The sequence below is a fragment of the Psychrobacillus sp. Z16_25 genome (genome assembly GCF_056856695.1).
The window spans coordinates 361407-379654 of record NZ_JBXEOV010000001.1; the positions used below are offsets into that span (position 1 = coordinate 361407).

An 18248-nucleotide genomic window follows, 5' to 3' on the forward strand; every position below is an offset into this window, starting at 1 on the left:
TTGGCAATTTATAAAAAGTCTTTTATCTTATTCATCTTATTTTTGTTGGTCTGGAACATTCAGCCTGCGGAAGCTTCTAGCTCCTATGCAGTGATTGATGCAAAAACCGGCAGACTGCTTATTGGTAGCAACGCCGAGCAAGAGCTTCCAATCGCAAGCCTAACAAAGGTTTGGACAGCACTAACTGTACTGGACAACGCAGAATTAGACGAGTTAGTCACCATTTCTCAAGCAGCCTCTGTGCAGGAGGGGTCCTCCCTCTATTTGAAGCCAGGAGAGCAATGGACAGTCGGTTCTTTATTGCATGGACTGATGCTGCAATCCGGCAATGATGCAGCTTATGCACTCGCAGAGCATACTGGCGGGTCAATAGAAGGGTTCGTTCAACTGATGAATGAAAAAATGGAAATCGCCAATCTGGAGAAATCCCATTTTACAAATCCTTCTGGATTACATCACGATGATCATTATGCTTCGGCGAAGGACATGGCGAATATGTTTCGATTAGCGCTAAAAAATGAGGATTTTGTGAAGATTTCTTCTGCGAAAACCTATGTGCCGAAAGAAAGGTCCGTGAAATGGAGAAATAAGCATAAGCTTATGCATTTTAACCAAAATACCATAGCGGGCAAGACAGGTTACACGAAGAGAGCAGGCAGGACCCTTGTCACCTACTTGAAGGAAAAGGATAAGGAAGTAATTGTGGTGACCCTGAACCACTCGAATGATTGGGCTACGCATGTTTCATTGGCTGAGCAAGTGTTTGATACATATGAGACTGTAAAGGTTGTGAGCAAGGGGAAATACCGCCTTTTCCAGAAGGATGTCATCAAGGTAGAGCAAGACCATTATTTATTAATCAATAAAGAGGAAAAAGAAAAGCTGAAGAATGTGCTGATTATTCCAAGAAAGGGTAAGGAAAGCCGTCCATATCTCTGGAAGATAATGATTGACAATGAGCCGGCACTCCAATTTAATGTAAAAAAAATCAAGTAAAATAGGTAGGAGACAGTTTTTATAAAAGACTGTCTTCTTTTATTTTTTCGGGAAGTGTGACATAATTCACTCAGGATGATTGGAAAGAATGGACGAGGTGAATTACTTGGAAAGATTACAAAAAGTATTAGCACATGCTGGAGTGGCATCACGCAGAAAAGCAGAGGAGCTAATTTTACAAGGTAAAGTGTCAGTTAACGGGAAAGTAGTAACGGAGCTAGGTACAAAGGTGTCAAACTCTGATATCGTGGAGGTAGAAGGGGTAAAATTGGAGAAAGAGCAGAAGGTATACTATTTACTCTACAAGCCTAGAGGAGTTATTTCTGCTGTCAGTGATGACAAGGGGAGAAAAACGGTAACGGATCTTCTTCCTCACGTGACGGAGCGCTTATACCCAGTAGGAAGGCTCGATTACGATACTTCTGGACTTTTATTGCTTACAAACGATGGAGATTTTTCTTATGCACTAACACACCCAAAGTTTAAAGTGGATAAGACGTACGTTGCGCGTGTAAAAGGAATTCCTTTAAAGGAGCAGCTGAGAAAGCTGGAAAGAGGGATCATGCTAGAAGACGGGAAGACTGCGCCTGCAAGAGTGAAACTATTATCTAGCGAAAAGAAGACAGATAAGGCCATTGTGGAAATTACCATACATGAGGGACGAAACAGGCAAGTTAGAAGAATGTTTGATGCAATTGGACACCCTGTACAAAAGCTAAAACGCGAAAAATTTGGTTTCTTAACGCTTCATGGCTTGAATGCTGGTGAATGGAGAGAGTTAACGACTCATGAAGTAAAACAGCTTCGTGTATTAGCGGAAACGGGCAAAATAGGGAAATAGGCTAAAAAGTTCACAAACCCTTCATATGTATATCTCAATTTCCATAGAATTATTTGGTATAATATTGACGGTATGTTTAAAAAGGGGGGGTAATTAGTATGGCTCAATCAAAAAAACAACGCTTTTATATACGAACAGTTATTTTAGTGCTTTTAGCATCTGCCATTATATTTACAGTTGTTACGAATGTAACGAAAGAAAAGAATGCTGTTTTAAAGGTTGGAGATCAAGCTCCTGATTTTGTGTTAACAGATATGAACGGAGAGCAGCACCGTCTGTCAGATTATAAAGGACAAGGTATTTTCTTAAATTTCTGGGGCACATGGTGTAAGCCATGTGCGAAAGAAATGCCTGCGATGGACAACCAATACAAAATTTATAAAGACCAAGGGGTACAAACCCTTGCGGTGAACATTGCAGAATCTGATTTGAAGGTTAATAGCTTTGCAAAAAGATATGATTTATCTTTTCCAATTGCAATCGATCACAATAAAAGCGTGAAGGAATCCTATAATATCGACCCTCTTCCTACAACTTTTCTCATAAACCCAGAAGGGAAAATTGTGAAGATTATTAAAGGGGAAATGACGGAAGAAGATATCGCGAATTTTATGGAAGAAATTAAACCTTCATGAAGGAGTTCTTTTAAATGGAAAAGATACAATGTGAATGCGGGCATATCAATCCAGTCGGCACAGAGCTATGTGAAAGCTGCGGACGTCCTTTAAGTCAGGAAACGAAGCAAAAAAAGCTTGTGGATATGAGATATGAAGGGTCTGCACGACGTTCCCAAACTTACAATAAAACAATTATCGATAAGATTTGGAACTTTTTCTCTAGCGTTAAGGTTGGTATGTGGATTATTGTAGCTATTTTAATTGCAGCTGCCATTGGTACGATCCTGCCACAGGTATTCTATGTCCCTGCAACAAACGAAGCAGACATTGCTGCTTACTATGAAAGAGTTTATGGGATATTTGGAACGATCTATTATGAGCTTGGCTTGTCAGATTTATATAGCTCTTGGTGGTTCCAGATTTTAGTTGGAATGCTTGGAATCTCTTTAGTAATTGCTAGTTTAGACCGTGTGATTCCTTTATATAAATCTTTAAAGAAACAAAAAACTAAACGCCATATAAGCTTCTTGAAGCGCCAACGTATTTATGGAATCGGAGCAATTGAAAATCCAGAAAATTCTCTATCAAAAGCAGAAGAAAAGCTAAAATCCATGCGTTATAAAGTGAAGCGAGAAGGCACTGCTATCTTAGCGGAGAAGGGCCGATTCTCACGTTGGGGTCCATACGTGAACCACCTAGGTTTGATCATATTCTTAGGAGGAGTTATGCTTAGAGCTTTTCCTGGCTTTTATGTGGATGAAAGTATGTGGATTAGAGAAGGGGAAACACTCTATATTCCTGAAACGGATGGATATTATCTAGAAAATAAGGGTTTTATTTATGAGACTTATTCAAAGGACGAATCTTCCGAGGTGTTTGGAGAAGCTATTGACCGAGTAGGTACGATTGCCTCTAACTATCAAACAGATGCTATCCTTTACAAGGGACCAGAAGATTCCCTTCCTAGCAATTCGAAAGAGCTTACATTTGAAAAAGAGTACTCTATACAAGTAAATAAACCACTAAAATTTGATAACTTCTCTGTCTTTCAAATGGATTTCCGTCTAGATGAATTAAAGTCTATGACATTCCAGCTACAAGATAAAGAAACTGCTCAGTCCTATGGGGAATTTACAATTGACCTTGCAAATCCACAGCCAATGTATGAGCTAGAAGAAGGCTATAAGGTGGAAATTGTAGATTATTATGCTGACTTCACAGGATTCGAGGATGGAGAGCCACAATCAAAATCTCCTGTACCGAACAATCCAGCATTTTTGGTCAAAATGTATACACCTGAATTCCCAAAAGGAGAGACTAGCTTTGTCATGATTCAAGAAACGCTAGAGCCCCTTGGAGAAAATAAGCATAAGATTGCATTCCAAAGCGTAGAAACACGAGATGTTTCAGGTCTTACGATTCGTAAAGATTTAACACTTCCGATCCTTGCTTTAGGTGGTTTAATCTTCATGATTGGGGTAGTACAAGGCTCTTATTGGAACCACCGACGTATCTGGCTTCAGGTTTTAGAAAATGGTCAAATTGCCATTGCTGCTCATACCAATAAAAACTGGCTAAGCGTGAAGAGAGATATAGATGAGGTTTCCAAAGTCACGGAGCTTCCACCATATGAAGACCAACAGGATGAAGATGCTAAAGAGGAAAAAATGGAAGGGGAAAATGAAAAATGACAATGGTATCTTTAAGTAGTTCCTTATTATTCGTGGCATTCGTTGCTTATCTATTGGGAACCATATTATTCGGGGGAGCTGTTAAAAGCTCTAGCTCCTCTGACAATAAGTCCTTTGATAGATGGGGCAAAGCTGCTATAACAATTACAATCATCGGATTTATAAGTAATTTAGGTTATTTTATTACTCGTTGGATAGCAGCTGGGCATGCTCCTGTTAGTAATCTATTTGAATTTACAACGGCTTTCGGCATGATGATTGTAGGAGCATTTATACTTATTTACTTTATTTATAAAACACCTGCACTTGGGCTGTTTGCATTGCCAATCGCAGTGCTCATTATTGCTTATGCAACGATGTTCCCAACAGAAATCTCACCGCTTATTCCAGCGTTAAATAGTCATTGGCTAACAATACATGTTATCACAGCTGCAATGGGCGAGGCTATTTTAGCGATTAGTGCGGTTGCAGGACTTGTATGGCTATTAAAAAACATCGATTTAACAAAGCCATCTAAACAACGCTTTTGGATGGAAGCGGTTATGTATCTACTAATTGTAGTAGTAGGGTTTGTCGTTTCCACTATTACCTTTGCTATTGCCGGTTATGAGGCAGAGTTCTCTTATATTAGTAAGGAAGAGACGCAAGAAACAATCGTTTACCATATGCCACCGCTTTTTGGTATGAATGAGTCGGAGGCTATCACAGAGGGTGTCATGGAACCATTCGTGGAAACACCACCGATTGTGAACGCTAAAAAGCTGACAACGGTTGTTTGGTCTTTAATCTTTGGTACAATCATTTATATCGCTTTACGATTAATCCTTCGTAAACGTGTGGCTGCTGTCTTACAGCCTCTTGCGAAAAAATCCAATTCTCAGCTAATGGATGAGATAGGCTATCGTTCCGTATTAATCGGCTTCCCTGTTTTTACATTAGGAGCGCTGATTTTTGCGATGATCTGGGCACACGAGGCGTGGGCACGCTTCTGGGGCTGGGATCCAAAAGAGGTATGGGCATTAATCACTTGGTTATTCTACGCTGTTTTCTTACACCTTCGCCTCACAAAGGGCTGGGATGGAGAAAAATCAGCATGGCTTGCATTGATCGGTTTTATTATCATTATGTTTAACCTAATTGCAGTAAACCTAATAATTGCTGGCTTACATTCTTATGCGTAAATAACTGCTGGTTAAATAGCCGAGGTCAATGATGACTTCGGCTATTTTTATAGGATAAAATTTGTTCGAATACATATACGATAAAAAAGAATTATGATATAAAAAATATATACATAAATATCAGCTAGTTTGTAGAAGGAAGAATAAAGGGGAGTACGCTAGTTATATGGCGATATATATCGAAACTTGCTACTCTGTTAGAAAGTTTTAGAGCTAATAATCCATCATTGTCACTGTTTTGCTGCAATAAGGCGGAAGAGAAACTGTGATGAACTTGGAACAATTAAACTTAGAGTCTAGGTTATGCGATAATATAGCGATAGAATAAAAGGCAAACCATCAAAAACGATTATCAAAATAAGATGTTAGTTTGATGCTTTTCTTCCAATTTGCATCTAGTAATTGTACAATATGAATGATAAGTAAGTAGATAGAAGGGTATGATAATAAAATGTCAGATATGATAAAGCTTTTAGTAGTAGATGATGAAGAACGTATCCGTCGATTATTAAAAATGTATTTAGAGCGAGAAGGATATATTGTCGAAGAAGCTGAGAATGGGAAGATTGCCTTACAGCTTGCATTAGAAAATGAATATAACTGTATCCTCTTAGATATTATGATGCCCGAAAAAGATGGTATAGAAGTAATAACAGAATTACGTGAGCATAAAGATACGCCAGTGATTCTTCTAACTGCAAAGGGAGAAGAGTCAAATAGGGTAGAAGGATTTGAGCTTGGTGCGGACGATTATATCGTAAAACCGTTCAGTCCTAGAGAGGTTGTCCTTCGTGTGAAGGCGTTATTAAAACGATCCTCTGCTTATTCAGCTGCTCAAGGAGTGTCGATTTCGAAGGATATTGTGGTGTTTCCACATTTGACGATTGATCATGATGCACATAGAGTAACTGCTGATGGGATTGAGGTAAGCTTAACACCTAAAGAGTATGAGCTTTTATATTTCCTTGCAAAATCTCCAGATAAGGTATTCGATCGTGAGCACTTACTAAAAGAGGTTTGGCATTATGATTTCTTTGGTGATTTACGTACAGTGGATACGCATGTCAAACGGTTACGAGAAAAGCTTAACAGAGTCTCAGAGAAGGCTGCAAAGATGATTGTCACCGTATGGGGCGTTGGCTATAAATTTGAGGTAGCCAATGAATAGAATCTGGAATAGTGTAGTCGGGAAGCTGTGGGGAACCATTTTGCTTCTCGTTTTATTTGTACTGTTCATTGTGACTGTTTTAATGTTAGAGTTTTTAGAGGATTTCCATACCGAGCAAGCAGAAGAAATTCTACGTCAGGAGGCTGCCACTATCGGTAAAATTGTGGAACAGCACGACGACGTAGAGTCATCTATTGATATTATTGAAGATATATTAGGTACAGAAACAAATACACTAATCGTCCGGAATGCCGATTCAGTCTTTCTTTCTGTACACGATGGACTGCATAAGGAAGTCATAACAGAAAAAATTCTAAATGACAAAGAACTTTCCAAAATTTACACATCTAATGATACAATTATTAGGAAAATGCTGATGCCCTCGATGATGGAGGAGGAACGGATGGAGAATTATATTATTCTCGCATTTCCTCTAGAATCGGACAAAGAAAACCATGGAGCTGTCTTCATTTATCAAAGCTTAGATGTCGTGGACAAAACATCCAATAGCACGGCTAAAATTGTATTTTTATCTGGTTTTATTGCCTTGTTACTTACAACCTTGCTGACGTTCTTCCTTTCCTCAAGAATTACGTCTCCTCTGAGATCTATGCGTCTAGCGGCTTTAGAGCTTGCAAAGGGCAACTTTGAAACAAAGGTACCAATCGTTCAAAGAGACGAGATTGGAGAGCTTGGAGCAGCGTTTAACAGGATGGGTAGACACCTAAAGCACCATGTAGAGCTTATTAATCAAGAAAAAGAGCAGTTATCGAATATTCTCACCTCGATGACGGATGCTGTACTCACATTCAATAAGGACTACCAAGTATTGGTGAGTAACCCGCAAGCGGATGAACTGCTACAAAAATGGTACGAAAACAAAAAGCTAACTGGCGATTCAGATATCCCAGCGGAATTACAGCATCTATTAGAGCATGTATTCCATGAAGAAGAAGAAATAGAGGAAGAGGTAGAAATTAAAGGCTATTATTTCTCTGTATCTATTAGTTTGCTATACAGTAACGAGTCGATTCGCGGTGCGGTGGTCGTAATGCGAGATATGACAGAACAGCACAGGCTGGATAAAATGCGGTCGGATTTCATTGCCAACGTCTCTCATGAGCTAAGAACTCCGATATCCTTACTGCAGGGATATAGCGAAGCAATTCTGGATGATATGGTGACATCAGAGGAAGAGAAAAACGAAATGATCCGTATTATTAACGATGAATCAAATCGTATGGGAAGACTCGTAACAGAGCTCCTAGATTTAGCTAGACTTGAGTCGGGCTATTTAAGCATTTACAAAGAAGATGTTTACATTATCCCGACAATTGAACGCATCACGCAAAAATTCGAAAAAATTGCAAAAGAAAAACAGATTCAACTAAGTTTGCAATATTCCACCAATCCAAGTCTGTTACTAAAGATAGATGAAGATCGAATGGAGCAGGTATTGACTAACTTAATTGATAATGCACTAAGACATACGCCTGAGCATGGGTCTGTCACAGTGCATGTGGAACAGCTAGAAAAGCATTTAACCATATCGGTTGCAGATACGGGCTATGGAATTCCTAAGGAAGACCTTCCGTATGTATTTGAACGCTTTTATAAAGCAGACAAAGCTCGAACAAGAGGAAAAGGTGGTACAGGACTAGGTCTTGCGATTGCCAAGAATATTGTGGAGCGACATGAAGGACATCTGTCAGTGGAAAGCACAGTTGGAGAGGGTACTACATTTTTTATAAAGCTACCCTTAACTAATGTAACAAATCAGTAGATAGAACGACTAATATATTGAACGGGGGGAGCATATGAATGACTCCGTTTTCCATCACTTGTATGATCATTATCATCAAGATGTATTTCAGTTTCTGATTTACTTGGTAAAAAACAGACAAACTGCGGAAGACTTGGTTCAAGAAGTGTATGTTCGTGTTCTAAAAGCTTATAGCAAATTTGAAGGGAAAAGCTCAGAAAAAACCTGGCTATTCTCTATCGCTAAAAATGTAGCGATTGATCATTTCCGGAAGCAAACCGTTCGGAAAAAAAGGGCATTTGATTCATTTGATTGGGAAACGATGCAGCTGAGCTCTCCAGATATGCTTCCAGAGGATTTAGTCGTGTTAAGCGATGAGATGAGAGCTATGCTAAAAGCATTAGATACTTGCACGGGAGATCAAAAGCTTGTGGTAATCATGAGATACTTTCAAGATTTATCCATCTCAGAAACAGCACAAGTGCTAGAGTGGTCGGAGGGTAAGGTGAAAACCACCCAGCACCGTGCAATTAAAGCACTTCGCGAACGATTAACTGTCAAAGAAAAGGAGGGGTATATTCAACCATGACCAAAGATAAAGAGAATACTGAGTTGGATGAACTGCTACGTAGCATGCCCAAATTTTACGACAATCGCTCGAAAGAGGAAGTGCTTCGTCGTCTCCTTCAGGACCTGGAGGCTGATGAGAAAGCTAAAGACGTAGGTAAAGGAATGCCACGCGGGACAGCAAGGTGGATGCCTATAATCGTTTCCATTGCCTCCGTTTTCCTATTAGCCGTATTGGTTCCATCCTTTATGGACAATGCGCAACAGGAGTCATCTTCGGACTTGGTAAAGGATTCTCCAGCCCAGGAGAATAGAGAAATGCAACAAGATCCTTCGGGGGAATCTGAAATTAGTATTACATCAGTTCCACCAGAGGACCAAACGAAGATGATGGGATTTGATGAAACCTTGAATCTCTATAAGCTAGAGAGTTCTAGTGCTATATATGAGGAAGATTTAAATGGTGGTACTGCCTTTCATTTTTCCTTTTTAGAAAATGCGATGTCTGTTCCGGTGACAATTATTATTCCACAGGAGCAGATAGAGGCGGACTTCCCAGGCATCGAGCCAAGCAGTCTAGATTTATATAACCAATATGCAGGAAGAATTGATGAAGCGGCGTTAGCCTTTGATGACTATCATCCATACAAGGGATATTTTTTCGCAGAAGGTGATACGTTAGTGCATTACTTACCTGCTGATCATAACTACGATATGGCTTCAGGTACAACGGTTCCATACCTGTCTTCCATCAATGAAATATTTGTTGATTTTGCTCAGCTAAAAAGAGTGAATGAAGATGGGACTCCTATCGAGTGGGACCAAGTGGGTCTGCTCAGCGAACCAACCCCTTTAACGGGACAGTATCCAAGACAAGCATACTACGTATATGAAGCGACAAACGGCGAAACTTATCTAGCTCCAACTGTGAATTTTTATGAAAATGCGGAGCAAGCACTTTTCGCCTTGAAGGAATCTCAAGGAGATTTCTACAGCTCACCTATACCAAGTGACGTTACCTTTCAGTATACAGAGCAAAAAAACGATGGAATTATAACTTTTGATAATCCGCTTGACCTCAGTAAAATGGACGAGGGAGAAGCAAATAGATTAATCGATGCTCTAACACTTACTGCCGGTAGCTTTGGGTTAAATATAAAGCTAGAGAACGTAGTGCAAACCTCTTGGGATCAATACGATTTCACAGATGTCCTTCCCAGACCTGTTGGCCCAAACGGTTATATGATGGAGAATTAAAAAAGTCGAATTCGAGTCCGCTCGAATTCGGCTTTTTTGGTTGGGTGGTAGGTATGTGGAGGGTTGGAGACGCGAAGATAGCGATAAATAGAACAAGGGGCTTCTAATTGGGAATTTAAAGGAAGTACTTGCGGTAATTTCGTCATTACTTTCGATTGTGGTGCCGTTACTAGCGCTGGGGTGTTACTTACAGGCGATAGCGGCTTCGTTACTTGCGATTTTGGTCAGTTTACTTGCGGTGGCAATTAATAAGTGGAATTTATTGGTGATAAATACATTTTATTCGTTAAATAAAGGGAATAATTGGTTTTAATTTGAAGGTGGATTACAAAGAATGACTTGAAATTGGAAGAGAAATAGGAATACGTTCGCTGGTGATGATTTTAGTCACACTCACTGATGGAATAGTCGCCCTCGAGGGTAGTTTAGTCGCTTTCATCATCCATTTAGTCGCTTAACGGAATTTATTGGTAATAAAGTTCCCGGTTAGAAGGAAAGAGTTGCGATAGAATTAGAGATTAGTTGCGATTACTCCTATTTTAGTTGCGATAATGGATGATTTAGTTGCTCTTTTAGTTAATTTAGTTGCGGAAGCCAACTAGTTAGTTGTAAAAAAGGAAGTAAATGGAAAACAAAAGCGAAGTCACACATTAAAAACAAGAGCTAATTGATAATACTGGTAGTCAATAAGCAGTTACTTGCATACTGACAGAATTTCTTTCACTTAGTCGGTGGTTACTTGCAATGGTTAATCCATGACAGGCGGTGTACTGGACATGCGCTTAACCAAACTTAACAATCCGTCTAAACGGTTTCACTAGTTGAAAAAGAAATAGGTCCATACAATAAGTCGTAAGCTAGTTCTATTGCAATAAGGTTAAAATTTTGTTAAAATATTCATGATTCAAGTATGAATCGACAACAAAATAATATGATTCATCTTCGGGGCAGGGTGAAATTCCCGATCGGCGGTAGTAGAAGGAAACTTCTTGAGCCCGCGAGCCGTAAATGGCAGGATTTGGTCAAATTCCAAAGCCGACAGTATAGTCTGGATGGGAGAAGGTGAAGGTGCAGTCGTTTTTCGTATTTTACTCATACGGATACGCTTATTTAAGTGTACCTTTTAACTCCCTTAAGTGCTCGTTACTTAAGGGATTTTTCGTGAGGAAATACTAAACGTGCTGAACCTTTCTTCTTGTGGAGTGAATCGCAAAAGGAGAGAGGATTTATGAAGAAGAACAAGACGCGAATGCTTATTGCAATCGCCATGCTAAGTAGCTTGTCCTTTGTTTTAATGCTACTTGCATTTCCGTTACCAGTGTTACCTGCATACTTAAAGGTAGACTTTAGTGATATTCCTGCATTAATTGCAGCTATTACGATGGGACCTGTAGCAGGAATAGTAGTAGCGTTTTTGAAAAACGTACTGGATTGGCTGTTTTCTGGCAGTCCAACAGGAGTACCAGTAGGACACATTGCAAACTTTGTCACTAGTATTCTATTTGTTACACCAGTCTATTTAATTTACCGTAAGGTTGCTTCCTCTAAAGGAATTGCTTATGGACTGGTGGCAGGAACAATTACAATGGCAATTGGAATGAGCTTGCTTAATTATTTAGTGTTCTTACCAATGTATACGTACTTCTTAAATTTCCCGATGGAAACAGGGACAGCATTATTTAATACAATCATTTTCGGTATTCTGCCGTTTAATCTTTTAAAAGGTATTCTTGTGACTACGGTCATGATTGTACTGTTTAAGCGTATGAAGCCTTTATTAGATAGGGTAACGCATACATTTAAAACTGCATAATATTTAATAAGCTGTAGGGGCGGTCATTACGCTTCTACAGCTTTTTTATTTAGCAATTTTTATATTATTGCTTTTTCTTTAATACATCAGTATATGAATTATTTTGAATGATGTCTTTATGATTAAATTATGTATATATATCGTTCATCACCAAAAGCTGGGGTTGACCTATAAGTCAACCCCAGCTTTCACTAGAAAGAGATGAATTAATAAATATGCTAGAGGGAGAAAGGGAAGCATTTGAGTTAGAGACAAATCAGCAGTTAAGCAAGGATTATTCAATCATCCACACTCAAGTAATAGAACCGGTCGGAGTAATAGTGGGAACGATATTTTCGTTTTTTCATGAGTATATAAGGTAGACTCAGCAACAACTCTGATATTAGTCTCTTTAGATCTTTCTTATATTTTATTGTTAAAATATTTGCATGTTAGTAAAATGGAATTGCGGGTTAAAAAGAACAGAAGTCCACTAATTAAGCAAACGTTAAAAGAAATTTGTGAGGAATTACTATGTTTGAATTTAAATTTTTAGATAAGAGAGTCCAAAGAACAAGATCAGATTTATATAATGCATTTTTTGAATTGTTAAAGCAACGAAAATATGAACAAATAACAGTCAAAGACATAGTCGAGCTTGCTGGTTATAGTAGGGGAGTGTTTTATACACATTATAAACATAAAGAAGAGTTATTAGATGAAATTATAGATTACCTATTTCATGAAGCGAAAAAAGCACAAAGAACCCCGTATGAAAATACGGATAGTATTAACATTAAAGAGCTAGTAAATGAACCAATATATATGCTGACTCATTTTAAAGAATATGGGGAGTATTATCAAATTCTATTAAGAGAAAATATAAAAGGTCCGTTCAGCATTCAATTAACGAATGAGATGATAACTACCTATTTAAAGGACTTTAAAATGGATCTGCCGAGTGAAGATAAAACTATTAATGATATGTTAAATAGATATTATGCATATGGATTAATGGGGTTGATTATTGAGTGGATTATGGACGATTTTCCTAAAGAACCAGAAAAATTTTCAAATGAACTTGTGAAAGTCTTTAAATATTCACTAGGGAAAATTGAAATTAAATAGTAGTGGGACTAGGATTACTGTATAAATAGACAACATAAGGGCTGTAGATTCACGTATCTGACAGCCCTTATGATATTTAGAGAATTCTATTTAGAATAATGTTTTAAGAAATGCTGAAATTATTGTGCTGTGGTTCCACCATCAACAACAAATTCAGCGCCGTTTGAATAGCTTGATTCGTCTGATGCTAAATAAAGTACTAAGTTCGTAACTTCCGATTGCTCAGCCATTCGTTTTACCGGAATTTTATCGATAAAAGTTTGGATGACTTTTGCTGTATCTTCATCTAAATATGCTGGATCAGTCATTTTCGTTTTGATTACACCTGGGTGAACAGAATTTACTCGAACGCCATATTCAGCAACTTCAAGTGCAACGGTCTTTGTCATCCCTGTAACAGCGAATTTAGATGCACCGTAAGAAATTCCTGCTTTTGTGCCTCGTAAACCGGAGATGGAAGAAATATTAATAATCGAACCTGATTTATTTTCTTTCATATGAGGTACAACGTGTTTCATCCCTAAAAATACGCCTACTTGATTGATATTTATAACTTTTTGAAATGATTCTAATGTTGTATCTTCAATTAGCCCTGAAGTAGAGATACCAGCATTATTTACTAAAATATCTACTTTGCCAAATGTTTCAATTGTTTTAGCAACTAAGTTTTCCCAAGATGCTTCGTTAGCTACATCTGTAACTACAAAAATTGCATTTTCACCAAGTTCTTTTACGAACTCTTCAGCATGTGAAGTAGCTAAGTCTGCAATCACAACTTTTGCACCTTCTTGAATAAATCGCTTTGCATGACTTGCACCCATTCCTCCTGCGCCACCAGTAATAATGGCAACTTTCCCTTGTAAACGTGTCATTATAGGTTCCCCCTAAATTTGTATGTTGATTCTTTGTGAATCTAATAATTTACTACACCTTCAGTTTAAAGATAGAAATTCATTTCATCAATGTACAAAACTCTTTTAGATGTTACTTATTTAACAGATTTGATTAAAATGTCAAAGAATAATACTTTCTTAACTCATATTTATCCGCTAAAGAGTAGAATACATCAATAGGTTTTGTTTCTTTAAAACTAATTGCTGTTGTCACAGGAGCAACACGTGGGTTGAATTGCAAATGGGGAGAGTATTTATGAAAAGGAGCAAGACGCAAAAGCTTATAGTAATCGCCATGCTAAGTAGCTTGTCCTTAATGCTACTTACATTTCTGTTACCAGTGTTATCTGCATATTTAAAGGTGGACTTTAGTCTTATAAAATATATTCTTGTGACTCAGGTCATGATCGTACTGTTCAAGAGTATGAAGCCTTTATTAGATTGGGTAACGCATGCATTTAAAACTGCATAATATTTAATAAGCTGTAGGGGCGGTTATAACGCTTCTACAGCTTTTTTTATTAGAGGAATAAAGGATTTATATATGCATCGTTGAATAAGTATATTATTAACATTTCTGGAAGAATAGAATATGAGGGGGAAAGAAAATGAAGAGGCTTATCGTAGGAGTGGTCTGCTTAACTTTCATACTTGTCGGTTGCACCGATGAGTCAAACGCTGACCTGGCGAGCGAAATGGACGAACTTGAAAAGCAAATTGAGCAGCTTACCGAAGAAAAGGATACCCTTTTAAAGACTTTAGAAGAGGAAAGGGAAGCACGCGAGTTAGAGATAGCTCAAGAAGTGAGTATGGATCATTCGATGATTCTAGCCAAAGACATTGAAGAATATCCAATGACGCTTTATAAGAAAGCGACATTGGACTTGGATAAGGATGGTGAAGAGGAAGTAATCGAATTGTATGTAAATGCCGGCAAATCGGAAAATGGCGTGTTTGGTTGGGATGATGGGCAGACATGGCTGTTGGTCGTGAAAGATGGAGAAAATACGTATCCACTTTTTCATGACTATGTTCAATTAGGTTCCATTAATTTTACTACGACCACAATGGATAATAAGCCAGCCATCGTGATGATTCATACATCCCATTCTAATAAAAAAGTACAGAAGTTCATCTATGATAATAAGGAAAGTGGATATCAAAAAGAAACCTTCTATAAAAAAGAAAATATGAATGATCAATATAACCTGCCTGCATCGTATGCCTTCTTTCAGGATGCATTTGATTTAATAAAGGTGACTCTTACAACTAATATACCAATGGCTCAAGAAAAGAAGAATCCTGAGGAGATTAGTCTGGCTGTTGCACCGATTTTAGCGGATGTTTATGAGGCTCAAGGGATACTGAATATGGTGACAGAGTTGAATCCAGCGTTACATGTTACTTTAAAAGACATAATTGACTTACTCAATGACATGGTTTATGACCAACCAACAGCTGAGCAAATGGACCGCTTACAATTCATTCATGATGTGTTCAAAGAAATCAATACCGAGCAATTAATCAATCAAGAGGAAAATGAAATTCATCCAGAGACTGCAGAGAAACTTCAAAAATTTAATGCCTTGAATAGGTAATGAAGATTAATGTATCAAAGGGGATTTTATGAGAAGAATTTTACTCTTATTAATAGGGCTTAGTAGCATATTAACCGCTTGCAGTAATACAGAAGTTGATATCCAAGTGAATACGATTATTTTAAATGTTTCCGCTGAGGAATTCTCCAAATTAGGGGGGACAAATAAAAGCGGTACATTAAATCAAAATGATTTTAAAAAGCTTACTTTTGATTTTTCCATGGAGCATGGTGATAGGGTGAAAAGAAAAATTGAAATGTTTGATGACTGGGTTCTTTTTATAAATGATTCTGATGGACCAGATCGATATTGGGGTGGGAGCGGTTCCTCACAAGATAATGATGGAGAAAATTTTGCTTCTTATCATAGGGAGTTTATCTTTTATTCAAAAGGACTACAGGAGAAGGAATTGAAAGAGTTATTCAAAGATGCACGCATTACGGTGGAGTGGGAAGTAAACAAAGAAAAACAAACCAAAGAGTTTTTTATAGCAGACACAATGATTTTCAAAGAATAATGCTGTCCACGTCCGTTGACAGCTCTTTTTGAGTCAATGCCGAAACCGACTTATTGTATAGGGGGATCCTAGTGAAATCGAAACTTACATTGGTTTACCTACTTCTATTCTTTTCATTCATTGTGATGGGGTGTACAAATAATGAGGTCGAAGAAGAAAAAGTCGAAAAGAATGATAGCTACACAGAGGTAAGAAATGTAGTAATAGACTTTATAGAACAAAAGGGCTGGGTTCAGCAACATTATCCAACTATAAAGGATTGGGAACATGCAAGGGTGGAAATGTTAACGGTTGATGCCAATTATAAATTCGTAGACGAAGCTTATATAGGAAAAGAGATATATGAAGTTCATATGGAGGATGCTCTTGCTTCCCCCACAATTTATGTAGATCCTGAAACGTTAGAAGTAATTGGGTATGTACTTGGAGAATAATAGGGATTAAATTTGCGTGGGTAGCTAAGGGATTACAAATAAAAGGAGGGCTGCTAACATGTTTAAAAGGAAAGTATTTTCATTTATTTGGACGATCCTCATTTCCACGCCCATTATTGGTTTTTGTTATATGCTGGTAGAACAGAGTAACTTAAAAGAGGTACCAGGCTTAACGTTATTCGTCCTTATTTTTGCTGCTCCAGTTGTTTTATTCTTTGGAATCCCTGTAACAATATTATCCGATAAAATAAATAATAGATTAATGGGCAAGAAAAGATTATATGCTTCATTCGTAACCCATTTGTTTTTTGCTATCAGTTTCGTTGTCATATTTATTTTCATTACTGAATCCAGATTTATTTTCATTGATTTTAAGGCTTTTGATTGGTACTTTTTAATTCCAGCAACAATTTATTCATCAGTAGGCTGGTGTGTAGATGAAGGATTAAGAAAACGTTTTGATCAACAAGTTGTTGGAGTGAATTGATATATAGCTTTCACAATCTATTATGTGAAAAATGTCGTGGATCAATCATATATATCTTAGAAGAACTGTATACAAATGAAGACAGAGAAGTGGATACCCCTCTGTCTATTTTTTCTTATATTTATCTCCAACTTTTTTTAACTCTTTTTTCATCTCTTTGTCTCTTCGTTTGTTCTGTCTTTTTGCGTTTATACGCGACCTCTTGCTCTGACATCATTTCTTTCTCTTTTATTTATAGTATATTTGGCGAACTTAAGATGGCCCATCTTCTAATTTTTAACTAAACACGAGATGGTTTCATAAATACAGAGGAAGTCTGGGGAATATAGAGAATATTAATAGAATGAAGTTTAAGAAGCGTGTCGAAAGGAATTGACAAAATGTCATCGTTAAAGGGAAAAATCGCAGTAGTAGCAGGAGGAACTCGTGGAGCTGGTCGAGGTATTGCAGTGAAGCTAGGAGAGGCTGGTGCAGTAGTTTATGTGACCGGCAGAACTACCAGGAATAATCAGTCACCAATGGGACGGAAGGAAACAATCGAAGAGACAGCAGAAATGGTAACAAGAGCTGGTGGAAAAGGGATACCTGTAAAAGTAGACCATACTGTTGAATCAGAGGTCATTCATTTATTTGAACAAATAAAAAAGGAGCAAGGTCGGCTTGATATTTTAGTAAATGATATATGGGGCGGTGATCCACTTACGGAATGGGGGAAGCCGATTGGCGAGCATGATTTACATAAGGGGCTTCAGATGCAAAAACAAGCCGTTCATTCACATATCATTACTACACATTATAGTGTGCCATTGCTGCGAGCAAATAAAGGTGGGCTTATCATTGAAATCACGGATGGGGTAGATTATCAGCCTCGTGGTAGCTTTTATTATAGTCTTGCAAAGATATCTGCCATTCATATGGCACAAGCAATGGCTCAGGATTTAAAGGAGTATAATATCACTTCTATTGCAGTTACTCCTGGCTTTCTACGTTCTGAGGCTAAGCTCGATCTTTTTGGTGTGACCGAGGAAAATTGGAAAGAGGGAGCAAAGGTTGATCCGCATTTCATTGCATCTGAATCTCCGTATTATATTGGTGAAGCCGTAAAAAACCTTGCCTTAGATCCTTCAATAGCGACTAAAAATGGTGAAGTTTTAAGTACGTGGGAGCTATCCGAATTATATGGTTTCTATGACATAGATGGGACAAGACCTCATTGGGGGAACTATTTTAAAAGTATTCGTTCATGAAAGGATTAGCAGAGTTATCAAATACAAAAGAGAATGAGGAGAATACCTTTGTGAGCTAATACATCACAAACA

Annotated in this window: 18 protein-coding genes and 1 riboswitch; of the genes, 17 read left to right on the forward strand and 1 reads right to left on the reverse strand. The window is 37.9% G+C overall.

What is annotated here, in order from left to right; all coding sequences use genetic code 11:
* The 11 genes from AC1VU3_RS01795 to AC1VU3_RS01845 all read left to right on the forward strand — a co-directional run bounded on the left by AC1VU3_RS01795 (window position 1) and on the right by AC1VU3_RS01845 (window position 13000).
* Entirely contained in the window at window positions 1–996 is a 996-nt protein-coding gene (locus tag AC1VU3_RS01795; protein WP_480389497.1) for a D-alanyl-D-alanine carboxypeptidase family protein, read from the forward strand.
* Window positions 997–1102: 106 nt separating this feature from the next.
* Window positions 1103–1837 (forward strand): pseudouridine synthase, encoded by a 735-nt coding sequence (locus AC1VU3_RS01800; RefSeq protein WP_480389631.1) that lies wholly within the window; start codon window positions 1103–1105, stop codon window positions 1835–1837.
* A gap of 98 nt (window positions 1838–1935) precedes the next feature.
* A complete protein-coding gene (gene resA, locus AC1VU3_RS01805) occupies window positions 1936–2472 on the forward strand; it encodes a thiol-disulfide oxidoreductase ResA (RefSeq protein ID WP_480389498.1) in 537 nt (178 codons plus the stop codon).
* Window positions 2473–2486: 14 nt separating this feature from the next.
* Window positions 2487–4145 (forward strand): cytochrome c biogenesis protein ResB, encoded by a 1659-nt coding sequence (resB, locus tag AC1VU3_RS01810; protein WP_482982575.1) that lies wholly within the window; start codon window positions 2487–2489, stop codon window positions 4143–4145.
* Window positions 4142–5326 carry a c-type cytochrome biogenesis protein CcsB gene (ccsB, locus tag AC1VU3_RS01815; RefSeq protein WP_482982576.1) on the forward strand — a complete coding sequence of 395 codons (1185 nt, stop codon included), beginning with the start codon at window positions 4142–4144 and terminating at the stop codon, window positions 5324–5326. The genes resB and ccsB overlap by 4 nt, the downstream gene beginning before the upstream one ends.
* A 451-nt stretch (window positions 5327–5777) precedes the next feature.
* Entirely contained in the window at window positions 5778–6494 is a 717-nt protein-coding gene (locus AC1VU3_RS01820; RefSeq protein ID WP_480389501.1) for a response regulator transcription factor, read from the forward strand.
* Window positions 6487–8277 (forward strand): ATP-binding protein, encoded by a 1791-nt coding sequence (locus AC1VU3_RS01825; protein ID WP_482982577.1) that lies wholly within the window; start codon window positions 6487–6489, stop codon window positions 8275–8277. The genes AC1VU3_RS01820 and AC1VU3_RS01825 overlap by 8 nt, the downstream gene beginning before the upstream one ends.
* A 34-nt stretch (window positions 8278–8311) precedes the next feature.
* A complete protein-coding gene (gene sigX / locus AC1VU3_RS01830) occupies window positions 8312–8845 on the forward strand; it encodes an RNA polymerase sigma factor SigX (RefSeq protein ID WP_482982578.1) in 534 nt (177 codons plus the stop codon).
* The gene (locus AC1VU3_RS01835; protein ID WP_482982579.1) at window positions 8842–10080 is read left to right on the forward strand and encodes a hypothetical protein; all 1239 of its coding nucleotides are present in this window, start codon (window positions 8842–8844) and stop codon (window positions 10078–10080) included. The genes sigX and AC1VU3_RS01835 overlap by 4 nt, the downstream gene beginning before the upstream one ends.
* Before the next feature lie 934 nt (window positions 10081–11014).
* Window positions 11015–11148, forward strand: a riboswitch (FMN riboswitch).
* A gap of 160 nt (window positions 11149–11308) precedes the next feature.
* Window positions 11309–11893 (forward strand): ECF transporter S component, encoded by a 585-nt coding sequence (locus AC1VU3_RS01840; RefSeq protein WP_482982580.1) that lies wholly within the window; start codon window positions 11309–11311, stop codon window positions 11891–11893.
* A 513-nt stretch (window positions 11894–12406) separates the two neighbouring features.
* Window positions 12407–13000, forward strand: a complete 594-nt coding sequence (locus AC1VU3_RS01845; RefSeq protein WP_482982581.1) for a TetR/AcrR family transcriptional regulator — start codon at window positions 12407–12409, stop codon at window positions 12998–13000.
* A 119-nt stretch (window positions 13001–13119) separates the two neighbouring features.
* Here AC1VU3_RS01845 and AC1VU3_RS01850 read toward each other — a convergent pair whose 3' ends face one another.
* A complete protein-coding gene (locus AC1VU3_RS01850; protein ID WP_482982582.1) occupies window positions 13120–13872 on the reverse strand; it encodes an SDR family NAD(P)-dependent oxidoreductase in 753 nt (250 codons plus the stop codon).
* Window positions 13873–14149: 277 nt separating this feature from the next.
* Between AC1VU3_RS01850 and AC1VU3_RS01855 the strand changes: the two genes are divergently transcribed.
* From AC1VU3_RS01855 to AC1VU3_RS01880, 6 genes are all read left to right on the forward strand, one after another.
* The gene (locus AC1VU3_RS01855) at window positions 14150–14365 is read left to right on the forward strand and encodes a hypothetical protein (protein WP_482982583.1); all 216 of its coding nucleotides are present in this window, start codon (window positions 14150–14152) and stop codon (window positions 14363–14365) included.
* A 136-nt stretch (window positions 14366–14501) separates the two neighbouring features.
* On the forward strand, window positions 14502–15491 hold the full coding sequence (locus AC1VU3_RS01860) for a hypothetical protein (protein WP_482982584.1): 990 nt from the start codon (window positions 14502–14504) through the stop codon (window positions 15489–15491).
* 28 nt (window positions 15492–15519) lie between these two features.
* Window positions 15520–16008, forward strand: coding sequence for a hypothetical protein (locus tag AC1VU3_RS01865; protein WP_482982585.1), 489 nt, complete (start codon window positions 15520–15522; stop codon window positions 16006–16008).
* Between the two features lie 71 nt (window positions 16009–16079).
* The gene (locus AC1VU3_RS01870; RefSeq protein ID WP_482982586.1) at window positions 16080–16442 is read left to right on the forward strand and encodes a hypothetical protein; all 363 of its coding nucleotides are present in this window, start codon (window positions 16080–16082) and stop codon (window positions 16440–16442) included.
* A 58-nt stretch (window positions 16443–16500) separates the two neighbouring features.
* Window positions 16501–16929: a hypothetical protein gene (locus AC1VU3_RS01875; protein ID WP_482982587.1), complete on the forward strand. Its 429-nt coding sequence runs from the start codon at window positions 16501–16503 to the stop codon at window positions 16927–16929.
* A 380-nt stretch (window positions 16930–17309) separates the two neighbouring features.
* Complete coding sequence (locus AC1VU3_RS01880) at window positions 17310–18176, forward strand: SDR family oxidoreductase (protein WP_482982588.1); 867 nt, start codon at window positions 17310–17312, stop codon at window positions 18174–18176.
* The last annotated feature ends 72 nt before the right edge of the window (window positions 18177–18248 follow it).

Coding starts and splice junctions, on each gene's coding strand:
- AC1VU3_RS01855 (WP_482982583.1), top strand. CDS start 14,150: ATGAAAAGGAGCAAGACGCAAAAGCTTATAGTAATCGCCATGCTAAGT.
- AC1VU3_RS01880 (WP_482982588.1), top strand. CDS start 17,310: ATGTCATCGTTAAAGGGAAAAATCGCAGTAGTAGCAGGAGGAACTCGT.
- AC1VU3_RS01840 (WP_482982580.1), top strand. CDS start 11,309: ATGAAGAAGAACAAGACGCGAATGCTTATTGCAATCGCCATGCTAAGT.
- AC1VU3_RS01875 (WP_482982587.1), top strand. CDS start 16,501: ATGTTTAAAAGGAAAGTATTTTCATTTATTTGGACGATCCTCATTTCC.
- AC1VU3_RS01825 (WP_482982577.1), top strand. CDS start 6,487: ATGAATAGAATCTGGAATAGTGTAGTCGGGAAGCTGTGGGGAACCATT.
- AC1VU3_RS01835 (WP_482982579.1), top strand. CDS start 8,842: ATGACCAAAGATAAAGAGAATACTGAGTTGGATGAACTGCTACGTAGC.
- AC1VU3_RS01820 (WP_480389501.1), top strand. CDS start 5,778: ATGTCAGATATGATAAAGCTTTTAGTAGTAGATGATGAAGAACGTATC.
- sigX (WP_482982578.1), top strand. CDS start 8,312: ATGAATGACTCCGTTTTCCATCACTTGTATGATCATTATCATCAAGAT.
- AC1VU3_RS01845 (WP_482982581.1), top strand. CDS start 12,407: ATGTTTGAATTTAAATTTTTAGATAAGAGAGTCCAAAGAACAAGATCA.
- AC1VU3_RS01850 (WP_482982582.1), bottom strand. CDS start 13,872: ATGACACGTTTACAAGGGAAAGTTGCCATTATTACTGGTGGCGCAGGA.
- resA (WP_480389498.1), top strand. CDS start 1,936: ATGGCTCAATCAAAAAAACAACGCTTTTATATACGAACAGTTATTTTA.
- ccsB (WP_482982576.1), top strand. CDS start 4,142: ATGACAATGGTATCTTTAAGTAGTTCCTTATTATTCGTGGCATTCGTT.
- resB (WP_482982575.1), top strand. CDS start 2,487: ATGGAAAAGATACAATGTGAATGCGGGCATATCAATCCAGTCGGCACA.
- AC1VU3_RS01865 (WP_482982585.1), top strand. CDS start 15,520: ATGAGAAGAATTTTACTCTTATTAATAGGGCTTAGTAGCATATTAACC.
- AC1VU3_RS01860 (WP_482982584.1), top strand. CDS start 14,502: ATGAAGAGGCTTATCGTAGGAGTGGTCTGCTTAACTTTCATACTTGTC.